The following is a 24,420-nucleotide window of genomic DNA, read 5'->3' as shown; positions in this document are numbered from 1 at the left end:
AAAAATACTCCTCAGCAGTCCAGGGGGTTGCGCTTGTCCGGGTCGATACCGAACTTGACGATGGCGTCAGCCACAACCTTGGGTTCGATCTCGCCACGGTCAGCCAGGGCTTCCAGGGCAGCCAGCACCACGAAGTGGCGGTCGACTTCGAAGAAGTGACGCAGCTTCTTGCGGCTGTCGCTGCGACCGTAACCGTCGGTACCCAGGACCTTGAACTCTTTGCTTGGCACCCACTGGCGAATCTGTTCGGCGAACAGCTTCATGTAGTCGGTAGACGCGATCACCGGGCCTTTGCGACCGGTCAGGCACTGCTCGACGTAGGTCTGCTGTGGCTTCTGGCCAGGCTTGAGGCGGTTGGCGCGTTCCACGGCCAGGCCGTCACGGCGCAGTTCGTTGAAGCTGGTGACGCTCCACACGTCGGCACCGACGTTGAACTCTTCACGCAGGATCTTCGCTGCCTCGCGCACTTCGCGCAGGATGGTGCCCGAGCCCATCAGCTGCACATGGTGTGCGGCTTCACGGGTGTCTTCTTCCAGCAGGTACATGCCCTTGATGATGCCTTCCTCGGCACCGGCCGGGATGGCAGGCTGCTGGTAGGATTCGTTCATCACGGTGATGTAGTAGAAGATGTCCTGTTGCTCTTCGGTCATCTTCTTCATGCCGTCCTGGATGATCACCGCCAGCTCATAGCCGTAGGTGGGATCGTAGGTGCGGCAGTTCGGGATGGTACCGGCCATCATGTGGCTGTGACCGTCTTCGTGCTGCAGGCCTTCACCGTTGAGCGTGGTACGGCCGGCAGTACCGCCGATCAGGAAGCCACGGGTGCGGCTGTCGCCAGCGGCCCAGGCCAGGTCGCCAATGCGCTGGAAGCCGAACATCGAGTAGAAGATGTAGAACGGCAGCATCGGCTGGTTGTGGCAGCTGTACGAGGTACCGGCAGCGATGAACGACGACATGGCGCCGGCTTCGTTGATGCCTTCCTCGAGGATCTGGCCCTTCTTGTCTTCGCGGTAGAACATCACCTGGTCTTTGTCGACAGGCTCGTAGAGCTGGCCGACCGACGAGTAGATGCCCAGCTGGCGGAACATGCCTTCCATACCGAAGGTACGGGCTTCGTCCGGAATGATCGGCACGATGCGCTGGCCGATTTCCTTGTCCTTGACCAGCTGCGCCAGAATACGCACGAAGGCCATGGTGGTGGAGATTTCGCGGTCGCCCGAGCCGTCCAGGATCGCTTTCAGCGTTTCCAGTGGCGGGGTAGGCACGCTGAAGCTCTTGGCGCGGCGCTGCGGCACGAAACCGCCCAGGGCTGCGCGGCGCTCGGCCAGGTACTTGGCTTCGGCGGAACCTTCTTCAGGCTTGAAGAACGGCAGGTTCTCCAGCTCTGCATCCTTGACCGGGATGTCGAAGCGGTCGCGGAATTTACGCAGGCTGTCGACGTCGACCTTCTTGGTGTTGTGCGCGGTGTTCTTGGCTTCGCCCGCACCGGTGCCGTAGCCCTTGATGGTCTTGGCCAGGATAACGGTCGGCTGCTCTTTGTGGTTAACAGCCTGGTGGTACGCCGCGTAAACCTTGTACGGGTCGTGGCCGCCACGGTTGAGCTTCCAGATCTCGTCGTCCGACAGGTCTTCGACCATGGCCTTGAGCTCTGGGGTGTTGAAGAAGTGCTCACGCACGTAGGCGCCGTCTTTGGCCTTGTAGTTCTGGTACTCGCCGTCGATGACTTCGTCCATGCGGCGCTGCAGGGCACCGTTGGTGTCCTTGGCCAGCAGTGGGTCCCAGAAACGGCCCCAGACCACTTTGTTGACGTTCCAGCCACCGCCACGGAACACGCCTTCGAGTTCCTGGATGATCTTGCCGTTACCGCGTACAGGGCCGTCGAGGCGCTGCAGGTTGCAGTTGATGACAAAGATCAGGTTGTCCAGCTTCTCGCGGCCGGCCAGGGAAATGGCACCCAGGGATTCCGGCTCGTCGCACTCGCCGTCGCCCATGAAGCACCAGACTTTCTGCTTGCCGGCCGGGATGAAGCCACGGGCTTCCAGGTACTTCATGAAGCGTGCCTGGTAGATGGCCTGGATCGGGCCCAGACCCATCGATACGGTCGGGAACTGCCAGAAGTCAGGCATCAGCCACGGGTGTGGGTACGAGGACAGGCCGTTGCCGTCCACTTCCTGACGGAAGTTGTTCATCTGTTCTTCGCTGATGCGGCCTTCCATGAAGGCGCGGGCGTAGACGCCTGGCGAGGCGTGGCCCTGGAAGAACACCAGGTCGCCGCCGTGTTCTTCGGTCGGGGCCTGGAAGAAGTAGTTGAAACCGATGTCGTACAGGGTGGCGCTGGAGGCGAAGCTGGAGATGTGTCCGCCCAGGTCCGAGTCTTTCAGGTTGGTGCGCATGACCATGGCCAGGGCGTTCCAACGCACCATCGAGCGAATGCGGCGTTCCATGAACAGGTCGCCAGGCATGCGTGCTTCGTGGGTGACAGGGATGGTGTTGCGGTATGGCGTGGTGATCGCATACGGCAGCTGAGAGCCACTACGGGTGGCCAGCTCGCCCATACGGGTCATCAGGTAATGAGCGCGGTCTTCGCCTTCTTTGTCGAGGACCGACTCCAGGGCATCCAGCCATTCCTGGGTTTCGATTGGATCGAGGTCTTGCATGGCTTGCTCCAGGGCGGAAAGGCAACCAGAATCGATTGCCTGAGATTGCGACTGGCCTTATGGGCAGACGTCGTGAATTCTTGGAATACCGGGGTATCGTCCGGCGCCGTGTAGTTTTACTACATTTGCTTTCTCATTTCATGCCTTTGCACGCCATGGGTAGTAGTAAAACTACAGCTGTGCGACGTTCGGTCGCATCTCGGCTTGTGAGGAAAAACGTTCATGTTGGTTGGTAGTGAGTCGCGAACGGGTGGTCATTGATGTTTGTTGCCACAAAATCAGGCATTTCAGCTATTTCCAACCTTTGTACGACAGTCCAACCGTGGGCCGGTGTCTCCTTGGCCGCTTTCCCTCTCCCTTTTCACGCCGATCAAGGATAGACCATGCGCCTACCTTTGCCCTCCGATCTGCCACCTGCCCTGCAGCCACTGGCCACGCGCAATGGACAGTTTCTGCAAGATGCCGTGGCTGCCCACCCCGGCCTGGACCTGAGCCTCTGGAGCCCGCTGCACCGCCAGCAATTCGATCAGGTGGCCGCCGCCAGCGATTTCGTGCTCGGTTTGGCCCAGCGTGACCCTTCCATGCTCTTCGGCCTGCTGGCTGCGGGCGCTCTGGACCGGCGCCATGCGCCCGGGGAGCTGCGTGCCCAGGTCGCCGAGGTAGCCCAGGCGGCGCAAACAGAAGAAGAACTGGCGCGTAACCTGCGCCGTGAGCGCAACCGCCAGCAACTGCGGATCATCTGGCGGGACATCACCCGCCAAGCCGACCTGGCTGAGACCTGCCGCGACCTGTCCGACCTGGCCGATGCCGCCATCGATGAAGCGTACCAGTGGCTGTACCCGCGCCACTGCCAGCAGTTCGGCACGCCCATTGGTAACCGCAGTGGCCAGCCGCAGCACATGGTGGTGCTGGGCATGGGCAAGCTTGGGGCCGGCGAGCTGAACCTGTCGTCGGACATCGACCTGATTTTCGCCTTCCCGGAGGGTGGCGAAACCGAAGGTGTGAAGCGTTCGCTGGATAACCAGGAATTCTTCACCCGCCTGGGGCAGCGCCTGATCAAGGCGCTGGACCCTGTCACCGTCGACGGCTTCGTGTTCCGCGTCGACATGCGCCTGCGGCCCTACGGCTCGTCTGGCGCACTGGTGCTCAGTTTCAATGCGCTGGAGCAGTACTACCAGGACCAGGGCCGCGACTGGGAACGCTATGCCATGATCAAGGCGCGGGTGGTGGCCGGGGACCAGGCAGCCGGTGCGCAGTTGCAAGAAATGCTGCGCCCGTTCGTGTACCGCCGGTACCTGGATTTTTCGGCAATCGAAGCCCTGCGCACCATGAAGCAGTTGATCCAGCAGGAAGTGCGGCGCAAGGGCATGGCCGACAACATCAAGCTGGGTGCTGGTGGTATCCGCGAGGTGGAGTTCATTGCCCAGGCCTTCCAGCTGATCCATGGCGGGCGGGACCTGAGCCTGCAACAGCGGCCGCTGCTCAAGGTGCTGGCAACGCTGGAGGGGCAGAGCTACCTGCCGCCCGCTGTGGTGGCGGAGCTGCGCGAGGGGTATGCGTTTCTGCGCTATACCGAGCATGCCATCCAGGCCATTGCCGACCGCCAGACGCAGATGCTGCCCGAAAGCGACACCGACCAGGCACGGGTTGCGTACATGCTCGGGTTTGCTGACTGGCAGGGCTTCCGGGCCCAGCTCAGCCACTGGCGGGGCCGTATCGACTGGCATTTCCGGCAGGTGATCGCCGACCCGGATGACGAGGACGGTGAAAGCGAGCTGGTGGTGGGCGGCGAGTGGTCGCCGCTGTGGGAGCAGGCCCAGGACGAGGAAGCAGCGGGCCGCCAGCTTGAACAAGCCGGCTTCCGGCAACCCGTTGAAGCCTTGCGCCGCCTGGCGGCACTGCGCTCCAGCCCGCAGTTGCGCTCGATGCAGCGTATCGGGCGCGAGCGCCTGGATGCCTTCATCCCGCGCCTGCTGGCCCAGGCCATCGAACACGAAAACCCCGACCTGGTGCTGGAGCGGGTGTTGCCGCTGGTCGAAGCCGTGGCGCGGCGTTCGGCCTACCTGGTGCTGCTGACGGAAAACCCCGGGGCGTTGCGGAGGCTGTTGACGCTGTGCGCGGCCAGCCCGTGGATTGCCGAGCAGATTGCCCGCTACCCGTTGCTGCTCGATGAGCTGCTCAACGAAGGGCGCCTGTTCAGCCCGCCGTTGGCGCCGGAGCTGGCCAGCGAGCTGCGTGAAAGGCTGACCCGTATCCCCGAGGACGACCTGGAGCAGCAGATGGAGGCCTTGCGCCACTTCAAGCTGGCCCACAGCCTGCGCGTGGCGGCCTCTGAAATCAGCGGCAACCTACCGCTGATGAAGGTCAGCGACTACCTTACCTGGCTGGCCGAAGCCATCCTCGACCAGGTGCTGGCCCTGGCCTGGCGCCAGACTGTGGCCCGCCACGGCCAGCCCGTGCGCAGCGACGGCAGCCCCTGCGACCCGGGCTTCATCATCATTGGTTACGGCAAGGTCGGCGGCCTGGAGCTGGGTCATGGCTCGGACCTTGACCTGGTGTTCATCCACGACGGCGACCCGCAGGCGGAAACCGACGGCGCCAAACCTATCGACAGCGCGCAGTTCTTCACCCGCCTGGGCCAGCGCATCATTCACCTGCTGACCACCCAGACCAACTCGGGGCAGCTGTACGACGTGGACATGCGCTTGCGGCCTTCTGGCGCATCCGGGCTGCTGGTCAGCTCGCTGGGGGCGTTTGAACGCTACCAGCAGAACGAAGCCTGGACCTGGGAACACCAGGCCCTGGTACGCGCACGGGTGCTGGTAGGTTGCCCGCAGGTGGGCGCAGCCTTCGAGGGCGTACGTGCCCAGGTACTGGGCCAGCCTCGGGACCTGGAAAAGCTGCGCATCGACGTGAGTGAAATGCGCGCCAAGATGCGTGACAACCTGGGCACCAAGGCAACCGCTGCCGGCACGGCGGCCAATGCATTCGATGCCGGCATGCCCTTTGACATCAAGCAGGATGCGGGCGGTATCGTCGATATCGAATTTATGGTGCAATACGCCGCTTTGGCCTGGTCGCACGACCACGCGGCCATACTGCGATGGACCGATAATATCCGCATCCTGGAAGAGCTGGAGCAGGCGCACCTGATGCCGGCCAGCGACGCGGCGTTGTTGCGTGAAGTGTACAAGGCGTTCCGCTCGGCCTCGCACCGCCAGGCATTGCAGAAGCAGGCCGGGGTGATCGACGCGGCGCAGTTTGCCGATGAACGCCGTGAGGTACGGCGTATATGGGGTGAGCTGGGCCTTACGTGAAGGGCCTATCGCCTGTAGGCGGGCTTGCCCGCGAATGGCCCACGTGGGTGGTACACTGTCCGCCACATAGCCTGAATATAAAGAGGGGAGGCCAGGCTTACCGCAGCCTGCAGCCTCCCCGAGTGTTTCTGGACTAAGCATGAGAATACTGATCATTGGCCCCAGCTGGGTCGGCGACATGGTAATGGCGCAGACCCTGTTCCAGTGCCTGAAACAGCAGCACCCCGACTGCATGATCGATGTGCTCGCCCCCGAGTGGAGCCGGCCTATCCTCGAGCGCATGCCTGAGGTGCGGCAGGCGCTTAGCTTCCCGCTTGGCCATGGTGCGCTGGAGCTGGCCACCCGCCGGCGCATTGGCAAGTCGTTGGCCGGTCAGTACGACCAGGCCATCCTGTTGCCTAATTCGCTCAAGTCGGCGCTGGTGCCGTTCTTTGCCGGTATCCCCAAGCGCACCGGCTGGCGCGGCGAGATGCGCTTTGGCCTGCTGAATGATGTGCGCAAGCTGGACAAGGCCCGCTACCCGCTGATGATCGAGCGTTTCATGGCCCTGGCCTACGCGCCGGGGGCAGCGCTGCCGCAACCCTACCCGCGCCCCAGCTTGCAGATCGAAGCCCAGAGCCGCGACGCTGCCCTGGCCAAGTTCGGGCTGGAGCTGGACCGCCCGGTGCTCGCACTGTGCCCAGGTGCCGAGTTTGGCGAGGCCAAACGCTGGCCTGCCGAGCATTACGCTGCAGTCGCCGACGCGATGATCCGCCAGGGCTGGCAGGTATGGCTGTTCGGCTCGAAAAACGACCACCCGGTGGGTGAGCAGATCCGTGATCGGCTAATCCCTGGCTTGCGTGAAGAGTCGTCCAACCTGGCCGGCGAAACCTCCCTGGCCGAAGCCATCGACCTGATGTCCTGTGCCCAGGCCGTGGTGTCCAACGACTCTGGCCTGATGCACGTGGCAGCTGCCCTCAACCGCCCGCTGGTGGCCGTGTACGGTTCGACATCGCCTGGCTTCACACCGCCGCTGGCCGAACAGGTGGAAGTGGTGCGCACCGGCATCGAGTGCAGCCCGTGTTTCGACCGCACCTGCCGGTTTGGCCACTACAACTGCCTGCGCCTGCTGCAGCCAGGCAGCGTCATCGCGGCCTTGCACAGCCTGAGTGGCCCGGGGCTGATCGATGCTGTGGTCGAGGTCGAATAAGTGCGGGTGCTGATCATCAAGACTTCGTCGCTGGGTGATGTGATCCACACCCTGCCGGCACTTACCGATGCGGCCCACGCCATACCCGGCATCCGTTTCGACTGGGTGGTGGAAGAAGGCTTTGCCGAAATCCCCAGCTGGCACCCGGCCGTGGACCAGGTAATCCCGGTGGCGATCCGCCGTTGGCGCAAGAACCTGTGGCAGACGCTGCGCAGCGGCGAATGGAAGGCGTTCAAGCAGCGCCTGCGCGCGCGCAAGTACGACCTGGTGATCGATGCCCAGGGCCTGGTCAAGTCGGCCTGGCTTACCCGCTACGTCAAGGCGCCCATCGCCGGGCTGGACCGCTATTCCGCCCGTGAAGGCTGGGCCAGCCGCTTCTACGACCGGCGCCTGTCGGTTGCCGTCGGCCAGCATGCCGTGGAGCGTGTTCGCCAGTTGTTCGCCATGGCCCTGGCCTATGACCTGCCGGAAGGGATCGGCCAATACGGCCTGGACCTCGACCGCCTGCAACTGCCACCGGCTGCACCCTATGTGGTGTTTCTGCATGGCACCACCTGGGCCACCAAGCATTGGCCCGAAGCCTATTGGCGCGAGCTTGCCGAGCGCATGGGCCGTCGCCGGCTGGAAGTGCGCCTGCCCTGGGGCAACCCGGCGGAAAAGGCCCGGGCCGAGCGTATTGCCCAGGGGTTGAACAACTGCCAGGTGCTGCCCAAGTTGAACCTGGCAGGCGTGGCCCGCGTGCTCGCTGCCGCCAAGGCCTGCGTCGCGGTCGATACCGGCCTGGGCCACCTGGCCGCAGCACTCGATGTGCCTACCTTGTCGCTGTTTGGCCCAACCAACCCGGGCCTTACCGGTGCCTACGGGCGGACCCAGGTGCACCAGGCCAGTGACTGGCCATGCGCGCCCTGCCTGCAAAAAAAATGCACCTATAAACCGAGCGCCGAAGACCTGCGCCGGTACGATCCGAACCGCGAGTGGCCGCTGTGCTTCACTCGCCTGAATCCCGAGCATGTGGCGAGCCGCTTGAGCGCGCTGCTGCTGGCTGAGGATGTCCGTTGATGCAATTGGCTTTCGTGCTTTACAAATACTTCCCCTTCGGTGGGCTGCAGCGCGACTTCATGCGCATCGCCCTGGAGTGCCAACGGCGCGGCCACCAGATCCGGGTGTACACGCTGATCTGGGAGGGCGACATCCCCGCAGGTTTCGAAGTGCTGGTGGCGCCGGTCAAGGCGATCTTCAACCACCGCCGCAACGAAAAGCTCACCGCCTGGATGCAGGCCGACCTGGCCGAGCGCCCCGTCGACCGCCTGATCGGTTTCAACAAGATGCCGGGGCTGGACGTTTACTACGCCGCCGATGGTTGCTTTGAAGACAAGGCCCAGACCCTGCGCGGTGGCTTGTACCGCCGCTGGGGCCGTTACCGGCACTTTGCCGAGTACGAGCGGGCCGTGTTCGACAAGCACGCCAGCACCGAAGTGCTGATGATCTCCGAAGTGCAGCAACCGCTGTTCATCAAGCATTACGGCACCCCGGTCGAGCGTTTTCACCTGCTGCCGCCGGGCATTTCCCAGGACCGCCGGGCCCCGGCCAACGCCGCCGAAATTCGCGCGGGGTTCCGCAAGGAATTCAACCTGGCAGATGACGAACTGCTGCTGGTGCAGATTGGCTCCGGCTTCAAGACCAAGGGTGTGGACCGCAGCCTGAAGGCGCTGGCTGCGCTGCCTTCGGCCTTGCGCAAGCGCACCCGGCTGATGGTGATCGGCCAGGATGACCCCAAGGTGTTCCAGCTGCAGAGCGCAACCCTGGGCCTGGGTGACCAGGTGCAGTTCCTGAAAGGGCGCAGCGACATCCCGCGTTTCCTGTTGGGTGCCGACCTGTTGATCCACCCGGCCTACAACGAGAACACCGGCACGGTGTTGCTCGAAGCGCTGGTGGCAGGCTTGCCGGTGCTGGTGTCAAAGGTGTGCGGCTACGCGCATTACATTGCCGAAGCCGAGTGTGGCCTGGTGCTGGACGAGCCGTTCGAACAAGAGCAGCTCAACGGCTACCTGCAGCGCATGCTCGAAGACCCGCAAGCCCGAGCCGACTGGTCGCGCAACGGCCTGCGCTTCGCTGATACCGCTGACCTGTACAGCATGCCGCAGCACGCTGCCGACGTGATCCTGGGGCAGGAGGGCGTATGACGCTGATACTGGCCGAACCCTTCAAGAGCCTGTGGGCCGGGCGTGATGCCTTCGACGCCGTGGAAGCCTTGCAAGGCGAGGTGTACCGAGAGCTGGAAGGGCGTCGCACGCTGCGTACCGAGGTGGCTGGCGAAGGCTTTTTCGTGAAAATTCACCGCGGCATCGGCTGGGGTGAGATTGCCAAGAATCTGCTCACGGCCAAGCTGCCGGTGCTCGGTGCAGGCCAGGAATGGCGAGCCATCCAGCGCCTGCACGAAGTGGGCGTACCGACCATGACCGCCGTTGCCTACGGTGAGCGCGGCAGTAACCCGGCCACGCAGCACTCGTTCATCATCACCGAAGAACTGGCGCCCACCATCAGCCTGGAAGACTTCAGCCTCGACTGGGTGAAGCAACCGCCCCAGCCGCGCCTGAAGCATGCGCTGATTGCACGGGTGGCCGAGATGACCGGTGGCATGCACCGCGCCGGGGTGAACCACCGTGACTGCTACATCTGCCATTTCCTGCTGCACACAGACCGGCCGGTGACGGCGGATGGCTTCAAACTGTCGGTGATCGACCTGCACCGTGCGCAGACCCGGGCGAAAATCAGCCGGCGCTGGCGCGACAAAGACCTGGCCGCCCTGTATTTCTCGGCCTTGGACATTGGCCTGACCGCCCGCGACAAGCTGCGCTTTTTGCGCGGGTACTTCCAGCGCCCGTTGCGCGAGGTGCTGCGGGACGAGGCCGCGCTGCTGGCCTGGCTGGAACGCAAGGCGCAGAAACTCTACGACCGTAAGCAACGCTATGGGGATGCACTCTGATGGCGAGTTGGACACTGGCGCCAGGTTATCAACATCTGGCGGCGGACTTCGGCAGCCTCGATGCGGTGTTTGCCATCCAGGGCGAACGCCTTACCCGCGACCCGCTCAGCGAGGTGGTGCGGATCGAGCGTGACGGGGTCAACTACTACGTCAAACGCTACACCGGTGCCGGCAAGCACATGCGCCGTTACCTGGGCCGGCCGCGTATCAAGGCCGAATGGCAGAACCTCAAGCAGTTCGACAAGTGGGGCATTCCCACGGCCGAAGTGGTGGCCTGGGGGCTTGAGCGCAACGGCCTGGCCTTTGGCCGCGGTGCCATGATTACCCGCGAGCTGCCCAACACCGAAGACTTGTCGGCCTTGGCCGAGCGCCATGATGCGCGCCTGGCCGACCGCGCGTGGGTCGACCATATCAGCCGCCAGCTGGCCCGCCACACCCGGGTCATGCATGAGCACCGCTTCGCCCACAACGACCTGAAATGGCGCAACCTGCTGGTCGACGACCAAGGCACGGTGTTCTTCATCGACTGCCCCACTGGCGACTTCTGGCGGGGCTTCATGTGGCGTCACCGGTTGATCAAGGACCTGGCCTGCCTGGACAAAGTAGCCAAGTATCACTTGTCTGCCACCCAGCGCCTGCGCTTCTACCTGCAGTACCGTGAGCGCAACCGGCTGAACGACCGGGACAAGAAGCGTATCCGCCAGGTACTGGGCTTTTTCGAGGGAAGGGAATGACCGACTACGTGGCCAGCGACGACAGGGCGCTGCTCAAACGCCATGGCCTGGACGATTTCGAGGCGCTGTGGGCGTTGCAACTGGATGCGGTGGACGAGCCCAATACCGGCCGTGGTGGCTGGAGCAGCGTGTTCCGCCTGGAGCTTGAGGGCAAGGGTTACTACCTCAAGCGGCAAAGCGACTACCTGACCCGCACCCTGCACCGGCCGTTCGGCGAACCCACCTTCGCCCGCGAATTTCGCAACATCGTGCGTTACCAGAAGCTGCACATACCGGCCCTGCAGGCGGTGTTCTACGGCGAACGCAAACAGGCTGGCCAGCACCGGGCGGTGCTGATGACCCGTGCGCTGGACGACTGGAGCGACCTCGACAGCCAACTGGCGCAGTGGGCGCAGCTAGGCGCCGCTGCGCGCGACGGCATGCTGATAGCGTGCGGCCAGTTGGCGCGTACGCTGCACGGCGCCGGCCAGGTGCATGGGTGCTTTTACCCCAAGCACATCTTCCTGCGCCAGCGCCGGGAAGGCTGGGACGCGCAGCTGATCGACCTGGAAAAAACCCGGCCGTTGCTGTTCGGCATGCGTGACCGCCTGCGCGACCTGGAGCCATTGCTGCGCCGGGCGCCGGTGTGGGGTGAGCATGACGTGCGCACGTTGCTGGCGGCCTACCTGGCGCAGCCCGCAGGCAGCACGCTGGTCGACACCTGGCTGCAGCGGTTGATGCAACGCCGCCATCACAAAGAGGCACGCTGATGCACCTGTCTGAACTGAAAGCGGCAGGTCGCCACCCGTCGCTGCCCCTGAGCCTGACCCTGGCAGATGCTGCCGGTGGTGCCGATTTGCAGTTGCTGAGCCTGCTGCGTGTGCTGCCAGGCCAGCGTTACGTAGGCGCGGGTATCTGGCGGGGCATTCCGGTGCTGGCCAAGCTGCTGGTAGGCAGCAACGCCGCACGCCAGTTCCAGCGTGAGCTGCAAGGGGTGAAACTGCTGGCCGAGCAAGGCCTGACGACACCGAAGCTGCTGGCTGACGGCCTGGTGGAAGGTGAAGGCGGCTGGTTGCTGTTCGAATTTCTCGATGGCGCACAGAGCCTGGCTGATGCCTGGGCTGGCGTGGAACAACTGCCTGCACTGGCCGACGAACAACAGGCCGTGTTGGGCGAGGCGCTGACCGCCGTGGCACACATGCACCGGCAGGGCCTGTGGCAGGAGGACCTGCACTTGGACAACCTGCTGCGCCACGGCGGCAAGCTGTACCTGATCGACGGTGCCGGCATCAAGGCCGAAACGCCCGGTCAGCAGCTCTCGCGGCCTCGGGTGCTGGAAAACCTCGGGGTGTTCTTTGCCCAGTTGCCCAAACGCCTGGAGCCCTTCATCGAGGAGCTGTTGGTGCATTACCTGCTGGCCAATGCCGAACATGCGCTGCCCCTGGAAGCCTTGCAGAAGCAGGTAGACAAGGTGCGCGCCTGGCGGCAGAAGGACTACCTGGAAAAAGCCGGCCGCGAATGCAGCCTGTTCAGTGTGCAGCGCAGCCTGGCTGGCCTGCGCGCAGTGGTGCGCAGTGAGGCCCCGGCCATGCTGCCGGTGCTTGAACAGGCCGATGCACTGATCGACCAAGGGCACCTGTACAAGACCGGCGGCGCCGCCAGTGTGGCGCGCATTGAGGTCAATGGCCGCCCATTGGTGCTCAAACGCTACAACATCAAGAACACCGCGCACTGGTTCAAGCGGTTCTGGCGCCCGAGCCGTGCCTGGCATTCATGGATCGAAGGGCACCGCCTGCGTTTTCTGGATATCGCCACGCCGCGCCCCCTGGCGGTGCTGGAGCAGCGGGTAATGGGCTTGCGCAGCACGGCCTACCTGGTGACCGAATACATCGACGGGCCAGACCTCAGCGCCTGCTTCGCACCGCACGTTGAAACGGGGCAGGCCCCTGAAGAGCAGGTTCAGGCGCTGGTACAGCTGATGCAGCGGCTGATCGCCGAGCGCATCAGCCATGGCGACTTCAAGGGCCATAACCTGTTCTGGCAGGGCGGCCAATGGTCGCTGATCGACCTGGATGCCATGACCCAGCATGCGACCCAGCTGAGTTTTGCCCCGGCCTATGCCCGCGACCGTGCGCGGCTGCTGCGCAACTGGCCCAGCAGCAGTGCCCTGTACCAACGCCTGGATCAACTGCTGCCCAAGCTGACCGCGTAGCCCTGCGGTAGCGCCAGCCAGGCGCTGCTGCGCCCGGACTGGCGCACCCGCATGCGCCACTGCTGGCCCTGCCAGCGCAGGATGACCCAGGCGTGAACGACGGCCGCCGAGGCGCTTCCCAATTGCAGGTGGTAGTGATCCACCAGCAGGTGCCTGCGCACGGGCAAGGCGTGCCCACCTGCCAGCAGGTAGAGCTGGCCGGTGCTGAGGTACAGGCCCGGGGTACCCGCAGGGGTGCCGAGTGGCACTTCGGCCAGGCGACAGCCATCCAGCAGCGCACGCAGGTCAGGCAGGCCGTCGTACCAGAGCACGGGCGAATCCACCACCCACTCACCGTCCTCGCGGCGCTTCACCGGCACCTTGGTGTACGCGTCGGGCTGGCGAGGGTCGACCACGCGCCAGCGGTAGCCGTCGAAGGCGACCTGATACGTGCGGCCTGCCGAGTCCTTGATGAAGTAGAGGGTAACCCCAGGATAGGGGGATTTCTGTTCGTAGATGCCTTCCTTGTGAATACCGTCCACCCGGTAATGCAGCTTCTGGGTGTCTATGCGCAGGGCCAGGGCAGGCGGTAACAGCACAGGCGGCGTCGGTGGCATACCCCTTATCGCCCTGCGCACTACGGTGGAGCCACCGATGCTGTTGATACCGTCGTTGACATGGGTAAAGGCCTCTACCAGATGCTTCAGCACCCCCATTCGATCTTCCTGCCTGTAGGCCTTGGTCATGTCCAGAACAGAGATCACCGCACGGCCGAATGACAGTGGTGTCAGCGCGCGGTTTGGCAGTACCAGGCTAACCAGGTCCAGCAGAACCCACAGGGCATGAAGGCTGAATTCGCCAATCAGCTCCAGCTTGGTATTGGTGCTGGCATCCACCATGGCGAGTGCTGCCCGCACTTCGGCCAGGTAGCGGGCCTGCTGAAAATCGCCAGTGATGGCTGGCGTGGCGGTTCTTGGCCCCATGCGGCCTTTCAGCAGGCCCCGTTCCAGCTGTGCATGGTCTGCCAGTGGCAGGCGCTCCTTGAGGTAGTCACGCAGCAGGGGCTGAGCGCGCAGTGTGCGCAGCAGGTGGCGGGCGTTGCGGTACTCGCGCCAGGCCCGTCGGTCCGGTGCGTCGGGGGTGTACACCACGAACCGCTGCAGGCCAGGGGTATTAGGTGTGATCAACATGACGCCCATGACTGTGTGGCTGTCGATCAGGCACTGACGAACACTCAACCGGTGGCCGTGACTGTGCCGCTGTTCGCTGTCCGGGTGATCGATGACCGCCCTGCTCCAGGCATAGCCCCGTTCGAAGACGTCTTCAAGGTAATGCCCGGCGTAACGGGCCTTCGCTGCCTCGGCCTGCATGCGCGCCGTGCTGATCGCAATGTATTGCTGTTGACGCCACTGTGCATCGGGTGAGTCCAGCAGGTGGGCACGCAGGTACTGGCTGTAGGTATCACCCACGTTCAGGTCGCGGACCAGTTGCTTGATCTGTGCGGGGGTAACCTGCGGGACGGCGCTGTTGTCTTTGCGGTGTACGCGTGCGGTGAGCCAGTAGTCGATGTCCAGCCAGGCAACATTGAGTGCTGCCAACTGGTCGAGGCGGTAGGTTTTGCCCACCAGCTCGATGGTGTCGCCGACCTGGGGGCGGCTTGCCGCCGGTATGTAGCCTGTGGCAAGGCCTGGGTGCAACACAGGGCCGCGCTGACGGGCCATGGTCACGCTGACATACAGCTCGAGCGGGTCTGCGTCGAACTGATGGCGCTGGCGCAGGGCCGCGCGCAGGCGCTCATGGGTCCAGGCGCTCAGGCTGTTCTGGTCCAGAAACTGCTCGTGGCTGAGGATGCCGGGTGCGGCGGCGCGGTCGATGGCGATGATCAGCTCCTGCATGGTCTGCATCACGTGGGTGAGGGCTTGCGGCGAGGCGTTCTTCAGCCAGGCCGGCGAATTGCGTTCCAGCAGCAGGCCGTAGCGGGTATGCAGGGCGGGCTGGCTGCCGGCCAGGGGTAGCAAGTCGGCAGCGTGTTTCAGGCGCTCAGCCAGCTGGGGCCAGTCGACCTGGCCTGCTGGCACGGCTGCCTCCCATACCTGGGTCAGGCGTGCACGCTGGCCATCAATCAGCACCTGAGTTTGGTTCTGCACCAGGTCATCGTTGAACCACTCGTACCGCAGGCGCTCGGCATTGCGCACCCGATCGCGCTCGCCCTCATCAGGCATATGACGCAGCAGCGGCTGGCTCTGCAGTGGGTCATCCAGCCGCTCGCACAGTTCCACATGCAACTCCGCCAGGTCATCGAAGGCCTCGATGCCGTGGGACAAGCTGCACAGCAGCGCATATTCACTGGGTTTTGCCGGGTCTGGCATGCGCCCCTCAGGGCCACCTTCGACGATGATGAAGGTGCCGGGCAGGTAGCCACGCCAGTTCGGGGTGCTGATATCCAGCACGGGCCGGTAAACCTGTGGCCGCCTGGGGCCGGGCAGGTGCTGGCGCTGCCACGGCAGCGGCAACTCGATGCAGGTTTTCATCAACTCGGCGTGGTTCGAACCCAGGGTATGGTCACCAATGCGCAGGTTGATCTGCGCCAGCAGTTGGGAGCGTAGCACGGCGGCCAGCCTGGCTTGGCGTGTTGAGGGGGTGACGCCGGTGTCCAGCCAATAGGCGGCGAGGTCGGCAAAATAACGCTGGCGGGCCTCCAGCCAGGGCAAGCGGGTGTCGGGTTGGGGTAGCGGGGCGAGCAGGTCGGCCAACTGCTGGTCGTAGGCGATGAATTGTTGCAGGCTCATGGGCGGCACTCTGTGGGGTGGCGCCATAGCCTGGTGGGCCTGGCAGGCTCAGGCGCGTTACCCGGCTACCTCAACGTTTGCCAAGGCCGTATGCGCCCAGTACCGCCGGCAGGCCAAGGCCCAGCCAGGCCAGCATGTCCCATACGCCGTCACCGAGCAGCGCGGCGAACAGCCCCGCCGCGCCAAGTATCGCGATCAGCCCTGGCCAGGCGAAGATACGCCAGGTACTGCGTGAGCTGTGGCTCATGGTTTTTGCTCCCGCGCTCTACGCTGCTTGCCCCACCACAGGTACAGGCCACTGAGCAGTACCACGATGGTCAGGGTATCGAGTACCGCCCAGAGCACCTGCATGGGCCGCCCGCCGTAATCGCCGAAGTGCAGCGGCTGCGAGAGCCCCATGGCATCCATGTACCAGGGGCGCTCGCCAACGGCGGTCACCGCCAGGTTGCGGGCGTCGATCAGGACCGGGGTGAGCAGGTGCGACGTCAGGTGGCTGGCACCCTTCATGAATACGGCATAGTGGTGCTCGCTGGAAAAGCGCGTCCCAGGGAAGGCGATGAAGTCTGCCTGCATGCCGGGTGCAGCCTGCTCGGCAATGTGCAGCAGGTGACTGGCCGGCGCCCGCTCGGTCAGCGGCGGGGCATCACGGTAAGGCGCCACCATGGTCACCAGGCTGTCGTTGCGCCAGGCGGCGATCACCAGGTCGGACAGCGCGCTGATCACGCCCGTTACCCCGACCACCAAGGCCCAGGTCAACGTGACGATGCCAATCAGGTTGTGCAGGTCGAGCCAGCGCAGCCGGGTGGATTTGTCCCGGCGCACTGCCGCAAAGGGCAGCCGGCGCATGAATGGTGCGTAAAGCACGGTGCCGGAGACGATCGCCACGATGAACAGCACACCCATGAAGGCGAGCAGCAGCTTGCCCGGCAGCCCGGCGAACATGTCCACGTGCAGGCGCAGCATGACCATCATGAACCCGCCGTTGGCGGCGGGCATGGCCACGGCCTCGCCGGTGCGGGCGTCGAGCATGAAGGTGTGGGAGGCATTGGGCTCGGTGCCGGCCGTGGCGGCGGTAATGGCAACCACACCGTCGGGCTCGTCGGCATCGAAGCCGAAGTACTGCATGACTTCGCCCGGGCGGTGCCGCTCGGCCTTGAGTACCAACTGCTCCAGGTCCAGGTGTGGAGTACCCGCAGCCATCTGGCGCAGCTCGGGCGCATCGCCCAGCAGGTGTTCCAGTTCGTGGTGGAAGATCAGCGGCAGGCCGGTAATGGCCAGCAACAGCAGGAACACCGTGCAGACCAGGCTGCTGTAAGTATGGACCGTCGACCAGCGGCGGATGGTTGGGCTTTTCATCGGGGTACCGGTTGGGGCGTTCAAGCTGGGGGGCCGCAGCGCGGCCACCCCGTTACTCAGAACTGGTAGGAAGCGCTGGCCACCACGCTGCGTTCGTCACCGTAGTAGCAGTAGTAGCTGTCGCAGGTGGACAGGTAGTCCTTGTTGAACAGGTTGGTGGCATTGACCGCAACCGACGCACCTTTGAGGCTGCTGGCAAGGCGGCCCAGGTCGTAATGCACGGAGGCGTCGAACACAGTGTAGGCATTCGCCTTGCCCAGGTAGGTGTTGGCCTGGTCGCCGTAGGTGTTGCCGGTGTAGCGCGCGCCCAAGCCGATGCCGAACCCATCGAGTACCCCTGCATGCCAGGTGTAGTCGCCCCATACCGAGGCCTGCTGGTTAGGCATCAGTTGCAGGCGGTTACCTTTGTAGTCGCCTTTCTGGACATCAGATTTGGCCAGGGTATAGGTGGCGATCACCTTCAGGTTGTCGCTCACATCCGACACGGCTTCCAGTTCCAGGCCACGTACCTTCACTTCACCGGTCTGGCTGGTGAGGGTGATGCCGCCGACGGTGTTGGTTACTGACACGTTCTTCTGGGTCAGGTCGTACACAGCAGCAGAAAGCAGCGTGCTGGAGCCTGGCGGTTGATATTTCACCCCCAGCTCCCACTGCTTGCCTTCGGTGGGCTTGAACGACTCGGTAGGTGATGCCGTTGCGTTGAGGGTGGGCTGGAAGGACTCGGCGTAGGACAGGTAAGGCACGAAGCCTGAGTCGAACACGTAGCTGAGCGCGGCGTTGCCGCTGAACTGCTTGTCCCGCTGGGTATGGGTGGCGTCGTCTTTATTGAAGAATTTGGTGCCCGTGTGCACCCAGTCTTCACGACCGCCCAGGGTCAGGCGCCAGTTGTCCAGTGCCATCTGATCCTGCAGGTACACGCCGGTTTGCCGGGTTTTCTGGTTGTAGTCGTAGAACGCCGTGGAGCGGGGCGGGCGGGTGATGGGCAAGCCATACACCGGGTTGTTGACGTTGCTGTCCGGCACGTCAAAGCCGAAGATCGACAGGTAGTTGGTGTTGATTCGCTGGTGGTCCAGGCCGATCAGCAGGGTGTGGCTGAGGGCGCCGGTGTTGAAGTCCGCCTGGAAATTGTTGTCCACCGCAAACTGGCTGATGTCTTCATCGGTGTTGGTGGACATTCGCCGAACGGTGCCATCGTCGCTCACAGGCGGGTTTTCGCGGTTGTAGCTGCCGGGGGTGATGGTCTGGAACGCCAGGTCGGACTTGGTGTAGCGCACGTTCTGGCGGAACTGCCACACGTCATTCAACCGGTGCTCGAAGGCATAGCCCAGCGCGTAGTAAGTACGGTCGTAGTATTCGTAGCCTGGGTCGCCCAGGTTCTTGTGGTGCGATACCTTGCCGAACGGCATGTCGATCTTGGTGCCTTGTACGGGCCGGAACTGGCTGGTGGCACCGGTATCGTCGCGGGTGAACTGGCTGAGCAGGGTCAGCGAGGTGTCTTCGTCGATGTTCCAGGTGAGGCTGGGCGCAATGTTGTAGCGCTTGTCATCGATATGATCGATGGGCGTACCGCCATCGCGAACTACACCGCTGATGCCGTAAAGCCATTGCCCTTGGTCGTCGATCTTGCCCGTGCTGGCAAAGTTGATCTGGCGATGGTTGTCGCTGCCATACTGCAACTCGATTTCATGACTGCTCTCGGCCTGCGGGCGACGGCTGACCATGTCCAGCAGGCCACCGGGCGGGGTCTGGCCATACAGTGATGAGGCCGGGCCTCGCAGCAGGGCCAGGCGGTCGAGGTTCCAGGTCTCTGCCTTTGGGTTGGCATACACGCCACGGGGCAATGGCAGGCCGTCGAGGAACTGGGTGGGTTCGAAGCCGCGCACGCGCATCCAGTCATAGCGCGTGTCACTGCCAAAGCTTGCCGAGACGATGCCCGGCATGTAACGCACCGCATCATCCAGGCTGTGAACGCCACGGTCTTTCATTTGCTCACGGGTGGCCACAGAGATGGAGCGGGGCACCTCGACCAGCGCAGTATCGGTCTTGGTGCCCGCCGCGGTGCGTTTTGCCACGTAACCTTCCACGGGGCCCCAGGCATTTTCGCTGACGCTGGCGGCATCCACGGTGGTGGCCGGCAGCGCCAGGCTGCCCTGTGCAACGGCTACCAGGCTGTAGCTGCCCACGCTGCTCTGCTGCAACTGCAGACCGCTGCCTTGCAGCGCGGCCTGCAGGGCGCCCAGGCCGTTGTACTGGCCATTGACCGGTGCCGACCTGCGGCCGCTGACCAGCGCCGGGTCGATGGCCAGGGCGATGCCGGCCTGGCTGGCGATCTGGTTCAGGGTAGCGGCCAGCGGCCCGCTCGGCAGCGCGTAGGCTCGGGTGTTGGCCTGCTCGGCGGCCAGCAAGGCGGGGCTTGCCAGGGGCGCGCTCACGGCGATGGCCAGGGCCATCAGGCTGGGGCGCAGGATACGATCGACAGCTCGGGACATGCAGCGGCTCCTAAACGGATAAGTGCTAACTGCTTCCTTGCCGGGCGAGGTTTGAAAAGTGACAGGGGTAGGGCAAAAAATAATGGGCCGGTGCAATGCCTGGCCAACTTACCGGGGTGTGACGTTGACCCACCAATGGGTATGTCGCTCGATTTTGACCGGTAGCGCGGGTACCAGTGACTCCAGCGCCAGGTCAGTATCGGCCAGCGGGAAGCTGCCGCTTACCCGCAGGTCGGCGACCTTGTCGTCCACGCCCAGGTAGCCGCTGCGGTACCGCCCCAGGGTGGCCAACAAGTCGGCCAGGCGCATGTCTTCCACCACCAGCATGCCGCGGGTCCAAGCATCTGCGCCGGGCGCCACGGCGCCGATCTGGCCCAGGCCATTGGCGTTCATCAGCACCTGCTGGCCCTCGCTCAGCACCTGCTCATCGCCGCTGTTGGAGGGCCGGGCGCCTACCGAGGCCTGCAACACCTCCAGGCGCGTGCCTTCGGCCTCCCGGCGTACCAGAAAACGCGTGCCCAGTGGCCGCAGGCGGCCGTCATCGGTGCGTACCAGCAGTGGGCGCGGGTCTTCATGGCCGGTCTCGATGGAGATTTCACCCTGATGCAGCACGATTACCCGCTGCTGGCCCTGGTAATTGATATCCACGGCGGTGTGGGTATTGAGGCTGAGCATGGTGCCGTCTTCCAGGCGCAGGGTACGCAACTCGCCGGTGGCGGTGCGTTGGTCTGCCAGCCAGTAGCTCGGCGCCAGCGAGGGCGCGCCCACCCACGCCAGCAAGGAACCGAGCAGGAACAGGCCTGCCACCCCCCCGCCAAGCTTGCTGACACGCTGGCGCAAACCTGCCCGTGATTGCAGCAGGGCCTGGCGTGCCGGGCCTGCGGCCGCGCTGACGCGGGTATCCAGGGCCGCAAGCTGGCGCCAGGCACGGGCATGTTCATCGCTAGCGGCGTGCCAGCGCATGAAGGCACTGCGCTCATCCGGGGCTGTGCCAATGTCGTCCAGGCTGAGCTTCCAGGCGATGGCGGCCTCCAGCACCTTGGCCGATACCGGTGCGTTGTTCACGTGGGTTCCCCATACAGGGCCACGTAGCACTGGCGCATGCCCTGGGCGATGTACTGGCGCACCCGGGATACCGATACCCCGAGGCGTTCGGCGATTTCGGCGTGGCCCATGCCGTCGAGGCGGTTGTGCAGGAAGGCGGTGCGGGCCTTGCTGGACAGCTTGCCCAGCAGGCGGTCGATGGCTTTGAGGTCTTCGAGGATGAGGTGCTGCACCTGGGGCGAGGGATGTTCGGCAGGGGGCAGCTGCGCAAGCTCGGCCAGGTAGGCTTGCTCCAGGGCAGCGCGGCGGAAGTGATCGAACATCAGGCCCTTGGCCACCGCAGCCAAGAACGCCCTAGGCTCGCGCGGGGTTTGCAGCTGCTCACGGCCGAGCAGGCGCACGAAAGTGTCCTGGCTGAGGTCTTCGGCACGTTGGCGGCAGGCCATGCTGCGTTGCAGCCAGGCGAGCAGCCAGCCGCGATGGTCGCGGTACAACGCACCGACCAGATCGGCGTGTGGGCTCTGAGCAGGCAAGCAGCGTCCCCCCTGGAACGTATGCACTAACTAACGATAACTATTCGCGATTGTTACAGAGGCGCGGGGGGATGTGCAATGGACGGTCATCGGGTACCCAGCTTTAGGTCTGCGATGCCGCGCAATTGATTTATTTCGCAAGCAGGCCACATCAACCCGCTCCCACAGTGATTGCGCCAGCTTTGAGATCTTGTGGCAGACAGTTGCTCACACAGTGATTGCGTCAACTTTGAGACCTTGTGGAAGACAGTTACTCCCCAGGACCCTGCTACGGTGCCGTCTGTCGTGATTCGCAGGCGCTATATACCGTGGGTATGGGTAGTGCGCCGGCGCCAGCCACGCAGCCGTTGTTCCAGCTGTAGTGGGCTGTCCAGTTGCTGGCGCCTGGCCTGGCTGAACAGGATCAGGGCCAGCTCCGCCGTCACCTGGGCGTCGGCACTGGCATGATGGCGCTCCTGCACCTGCAGGCCAAAGCGCGCTACCCAGTCGTCCAGCCCGGCCTCGCGCAGCACCGTGTCAGGGTTAAGCATCGGGGCAATTTCTGCCACGTCCATGAAGGGCACCTGCAGGCGGTGGCCCAAGCTCTGTTTGAGCGCTCGCGCCAGCATGCGCTGGTCGAAGGGGGCATGAAACGCCAGCACCGGGCTGTCGCCGATAAATTCCAGCAGGTCGAGCAAGGCTTCCGCCGGGTCGCAACCTGCGGCGAGGGCATCGGGCCCCAGGCCATGGATCAGCACGCTGGCGTTGGTCTTCTGCTCGGGCCGGTGCAGGGTGCGCTCGAACTGCTGCGCGAAGTCCAGCGCGCCGTCTTCGATGGCAACCGCACCAATCGACAGCACTTGGTCGCGGTGGGTATTCAGGCCGCTGGTTTCCAGGTCCAGCACCACCCAGCGCTGCTCACGCAGGGTGCATACCCCCAGGGCCGCAGGCTTGGGCAGCCGGGCCAGGCGCTGGCTGGCCAGGGGGTGCAGTTGCGGTGCCGCACTGGGTCGGAGCCAGGTAAACAGGCTCACAGCTGGTACCGCAACGCCAGGCTGCTTTGCAGGCGCTGGGCCTGGCGCAGGGACTCGCGCAAAATGCGCCGGTCCAAGTGGTTCAGGCTGTCCGGGTCCAGGCGGTTGGAGTACGCCAGGTTGTCTCGCGCCTGCCGCTGGTGTTGCTGCATGCGGGTTTGCTGGATGAAGTGGTAGGCCTCTTCATAGGCCGCGCCGTCCAGTGGCTCGATAATGCCCTTGGCCACCAGTTGGCGAATCCGCTCGAGGGTATTGCACGCCCCCACGCCATTGGCCAGCGCCAGCAGCCGGGCACCGTCGACGAAGGGGGTGAGACCCTGCACCTTGAGGTCGAGGGTGGCGGCCTTGTCGTTGCCCTGGCGGGTCAGCACGAAATCACGCAAACGGCCAACGGGCGGGCGCTGGCGAAGTGCATTGTCTGCCAGCATGCGCTGGAAGATGCGGTTGTCGGCCACCTGCTCCAGCAAGCCCTGGCGCAGTTGCTCGCAGCCCTGTTCGTCGCCCCACACCACGCGCAGGTCGAAATAGATGCTTGAGCCCAGCAGGTTCTCCGGGCTGGCCTCACGCACGAACCCCGCAAAGCGCCGTGCCCATTCGCTACGTGACAGGCACAATTCGGGGTTGCCGGCCATTACGTTGCCTTTGCACAGGGTGAAACCGCACTGGGCCAGGCACTGGTTGATGTACTGCGCCAATGGCAGCAGGCGGGCACGGATGGCGTCGGCGGCGGCACTGTCGGTGGCTTCGAACAGGATGCCGTTGTCCTGGTCGGTATGCAGTGTCTGCTCGCGGCGGCCCTCGCTGCCAAAGCACAGCCAGCTGAAGGCGACCCCGGGGTCGCCACGCTCGGCCAGTGCCAGCTCGATCACCCGGCACACGGTATGGTCGTTGAGCAGGGTGATGATCTGGGTAATCTGGGTGGACGAGGCGCCGTGTGCCAGCATGCGCTCCACCAACTGGCTGATTTCGCCACGCAGCGAAACCAGGCTTTCCAGGCGCGGGGCATGGCGAATGGTGCGGGCCAGGTGCACCAGGTCGACCCGTTGCAGCGAGAACAGGTCACGCTCCGACACCACACCACACAGCCGCTGGTTGTGCACCAGGCACACATGGGCGATATGCCGCTCGGTCATGGCCATGGCGGCGTCGAAGGCGCTGGCCTGTGGGCTCAGATAGAACGGCTTGGCGGTCATGTTGCGCTCGATCGGCGCGTTCAGGTCGGCATCGGCCGCCGCCACCACCTGGCGCAGGTCGCGCAGGGTGAAGATGCCGGTTGGGTAACGCTGCTCGTCCACCACCACGATGCTGCCCACCTGCTGTTCGTGCATCAGCTGCACGGCCTCGCGCAGCGGGGTATCGGGGCTGCATACCACCGGGTGGCGCATGGCGAGCTCGCCCAGCGGGGTGTTCAGTGAATACTGAGTACCCAAGGTTTCCACGGCACGCTGGCGCACTTGCTGGTTGACCTGGTCGAGCAGGCTGCTGACCCCACGCAAGGCAAAATCGCGGAATACCCCGGACATCGAAAACACGCGGATGAACGCTGCCTTGTTCAGTTGCAGGCAGAAGGTGTCATCACCGGCCAGGTGTTCGGTACGGGTGGCCCGTTCGCCCAGCAGGGCCGCCAGTGGGAAGCATTCGCCGCTGGTGATCTCGAAGGTGGTTTCGACGCCAGGTTTCACCCGGTGCTGCCGCTCACCGACCACGCGCCCTTGTTTGACGATGTAGAAGTGCTCCACCGGGCCGTCGGCGGGTTTGATGATGCTCTCGCCGCTGGCATAGAAGCGCAGCTGGCACTGTTCCACCAGATAGGCCAGATGGCTGTGTTCCATCTGGTTGAACGGTGCGAAGCGCTGCAAGAACTGCAAGGTGCCCTGAATGTTCTGCAACACCGCCGTTCTGCCCGCCTGGTTGTAGGCGTCCTTTTTGCTCATCGACCTGACCGTATCGCTACGCCGAACTATATATATCTATATATAGGTGCCGGCTTTGTTGTTTTCAGTCTCCATGGTCGGGCCGCAGGGCGATGGTGCCCATTGGACGTAAGTCTATGGGCTGCCCCTGTCAAAGATCCGACGAAAGGCCAAACGGGTGGCGAATGTTCTGCGGTCTTACCACTGAAGCGAAAATTTTTTGACGAGAC

General features: G+C 64.1%; 17 protein-coding genes. 8 read left to right on the top strand and 9 right to left on the bottom strand.

Annotation, left to right across the window (positions count from 1 at the left end; translation table 11 throughout):
* Window positions 1-11: 11 nt before the first annotated feature.
* A complete protein-coding gene (gene aceE, locus IAE38_RS05325) occupies window positions 12-2,657 on the bottom strand; it encodes a pyruvate dehydrogenase (acetyl-transferring), homodimeric type (RefSeq protein WP_201162157.1) in 2,646 nt (881 codons plus the stop codon).
* Between the two features lie 383 nt (window positions 2,658-3,040).
* Between aceE and glnE the strand changes: the two genes are divergently transcribed.
* The 8 genes from glnE (at window position 3,041) to IAE38_RS05285 (ending at window position 13,074) form a co-directional block, all read left to right on the top strand.
* Entirely contained in the window at window positions 3,041-5,974 is a 2,934-nt protein-coding gene (glnE, locus tag IAE38_RS05320) for a bifunctional [glutamate--ammonia ligase]-adenylyl-L-tyrosine phosphorylase/[glutamate--ammonia-ligase] adenylyltransferase (RefSeq protein ID WP_201216395.1), read from the top strand.
* 139 nt (window positions 5,975-6,113) lie between these two features.
* Window positions 6,114-7,163: a lipopolysaccharide heptosyltransferase II gene (gene waaF / locus IAE38_RS05315; RefSeq protein WP_201216392.1), complete on the top strand. Its 1,050-nt coding sequence runs from the start codon at window positions 6,114-6,116 to the stop codon at window positions 7,161-7,163.
* Window positions 7,164-8,222, top strand: a complete 1,059-nt coding sequence (gene waaC / locus IAE38_RS05310) for a lipopolysaccharide heptosyltransferase I (RefSeq protein ID WP_201216390.1) — start codon at window positions 7,164-7,166, stop codon at window positions 8,220-8,222. It abuts the gene before it with no gap.
* Entirely contained in the window at window positions 8,222-9,346 is a 1,125-nt protein-coding gene (locus tag IAE38_RS05305; RefSeq protein WP_201216388.1) for a glycosyltransferase family 4 protein, read from the top strand. The genes waaC and IAE38_RS05305 overlap by 1 nt, the downstream gene beginning before the upstream one ends.
* Entirely contained in the window at window positions 9,343-10,149 is an 807-nt protein-coding gene (gene rfaP, locus IAE38_RS05300; protein WP_201216386.1) for a lipopolysaccharide core heptose(I) kinase RfaP, read from the top strand. The genes IAE38_RS05305 and rfaP overlap by 4 nt, the downstream gene beginning before the upstream one ends.
* A complete protein-coding gene (locus tag IAE38_RS05295; protein ID WP_028635260.1) occupies window positions 10,149-10,883 on the top strand; it encodes a lipopolysaccharide kinase InaA family protein in 735 nt (244 codons plus the stop codon). The genes rfaP and IAE38_RS05295 overlap by 1 nt, the downstream gene beginning before the upstream one ends.
* On the top strand, window positions 10,880-11,632 hold the full coding sequence (locus IAE38_RS05290) for a lipopolysaccharide kinase InaA family protein (protein ID WP_028635259.1): 753 nt from the start codon (window positions 10,880-10,882) through the stop codon (window positions 11,630-11,632). The genes IAE38_RS05295 and IAE38_RS05290 overlap by 4 nt, the downstream gene beginning before the upstream one ends.
* Complete coding sequence (locus IAE38_RS05285; protein ID WP_201162145.1) at window positions 11,632-13,074, top strand: lipopolysaccharide kinase InaA family protein; 1,443 nt, start codon at window positions 11,632-11,634, stop codon at window positions 13,072-13,074. Before IAE38_RS05290 ends, IAE38_RS05285 begins: the two co-directional genes overlap by 1 nt.
* Here the strand turns inward: IAE38_RS05285 and IAE38_RS05280 are convergent.
* From IAE38_RS05280 to IAE38_RS05245, 8 genes are all read right to left on the bottom strand, one after another.
* Complete coding sequence (locus IAE38_RS05280) at window positions 13,047-15,842, bottom strand: dermonecrotic toxin domain-containing protein (RefSeq protein WP_201216383.1); 2,796 nt, start codon at window positions 15,840-15,842, stop codon at window positions 13,047-13,049. The genes IAE38_RS05285 and IAE38_RS05280 overlap by 28 nt on opposite strands.
* A 70-nt stretch (window positions 15,843-15,912) precedes the next feature.
* The gene (locus IAE38_RS05275; RefSeq protein WP_201162141.1) at window positions 15,913-16,089 is read right to left on the bottom strand and encodes a hypothetical protein; all 177 of its coding nucleotides are present in this window, start codon (window positions 16,087-16,089) and stop codon (window positions 15,913-15,915) included.
* Window positions 16,086-17,198 (bottom strand): PepSY-associated TM helix domain-containing protein, encoded by a 1,113-nt coding sequence (locus IAE38_RS05270; RefSeq protein WP_201162139.1) that lies wholly within the window; start codon window positions 17,196-17,198, stop codon window positions 16,086-16,088. The genes IAE38_RS05275 and IAE38_RS05270 overlap by 4 nt, the downstream gene beginning before the upstream one ends.
* 56 nt (window positions 17,199-17,254) lie before the next feature.
* The gene (locus tag IAE38_RS05265) at window positions 17,255-19,687 is read right to left on the bottom strand and encodes a TonB-dependent siderophore receptor (RefSeq protein WP_201216381.1); all 2,433 of its coding nucleotides are present in this window, start codon (window positions 19,685-19,687) and stop codon (window positions 17,255-17,257) included.
* 108 nt (window positions 19,688-19,795) lie between these two features.
* The gene (locus IAE38_RS05260; RefSeq protein ID WP_201216379.1) at window positions 19,796-20,752 is read right to left on the bottom strand and encodes a FecR domain-containing protein; all 957 of its coding nucleotides are present in this window, start codon (window positions 20,750-20,752) and stop codon (window positions 19,796-19,798) included.
* Window positions 20,749-21,264 (bottom strand): RNA polymerase sigma factor, encoded by a 516-nt coding sequence (locus IAE38_RS05255; RefSeq protein WP_201213127.1) that lies wholly within the window; start codon window positions 21,262-21,264, stop codon window positions 20,749-20,751. Before IAE38_RS05255 ends, IAE38_RS05260 begins: the two co-directional genes overlap by 4 nt.
* A 299-nt stretch (window positions 21,265-21,563) precedes the next feature.
* Complete coding sequence (locus tag IAE38_RS05250) at window positions 21,564-22,277, bottom strand: 3'-5' exonuclease (protein ID WP_201216377.1); 714 nt, start codon at window positions 22,275-22,277, stop codon at window positions 21,564-21,566.
* Window positions 22,274-24,211 (bottom strand): DUF294 nucleotidyltransferase-like domain-containing protein, encoded by a 1,938-nt coding sequence (locus tag IAE38_RS05245; RefSeq protein WP_201216374.1) that lies wholly within the window; start codon window positions 24,209-24,211, stop codon window positions 22,274-22,276. The genes IAE38_RS05250 and IAE38_RS05245 overlap by 4 nt, the downstream gene beginning before the upstream one ends.
* Between the last annotated feature and the right edge of the window lie 209 nt (window positions 24,212-24,420).

The organism is Pseudomonas sp. S32, assembly GCF_016648095.1.
Classification (GTDB): domain Bacteria; phylum Pseudomonadota; class Gammaproteobacteria; order Pseudomonadales; family Pseudomonadaceae; genus Aquipseudomonas; species Aquipseudomonas parafulva.
Note: the sequence above shows the minus strand (reverse complement) of the source record. Positions and strands in the feature narration are given on the sequence as shown.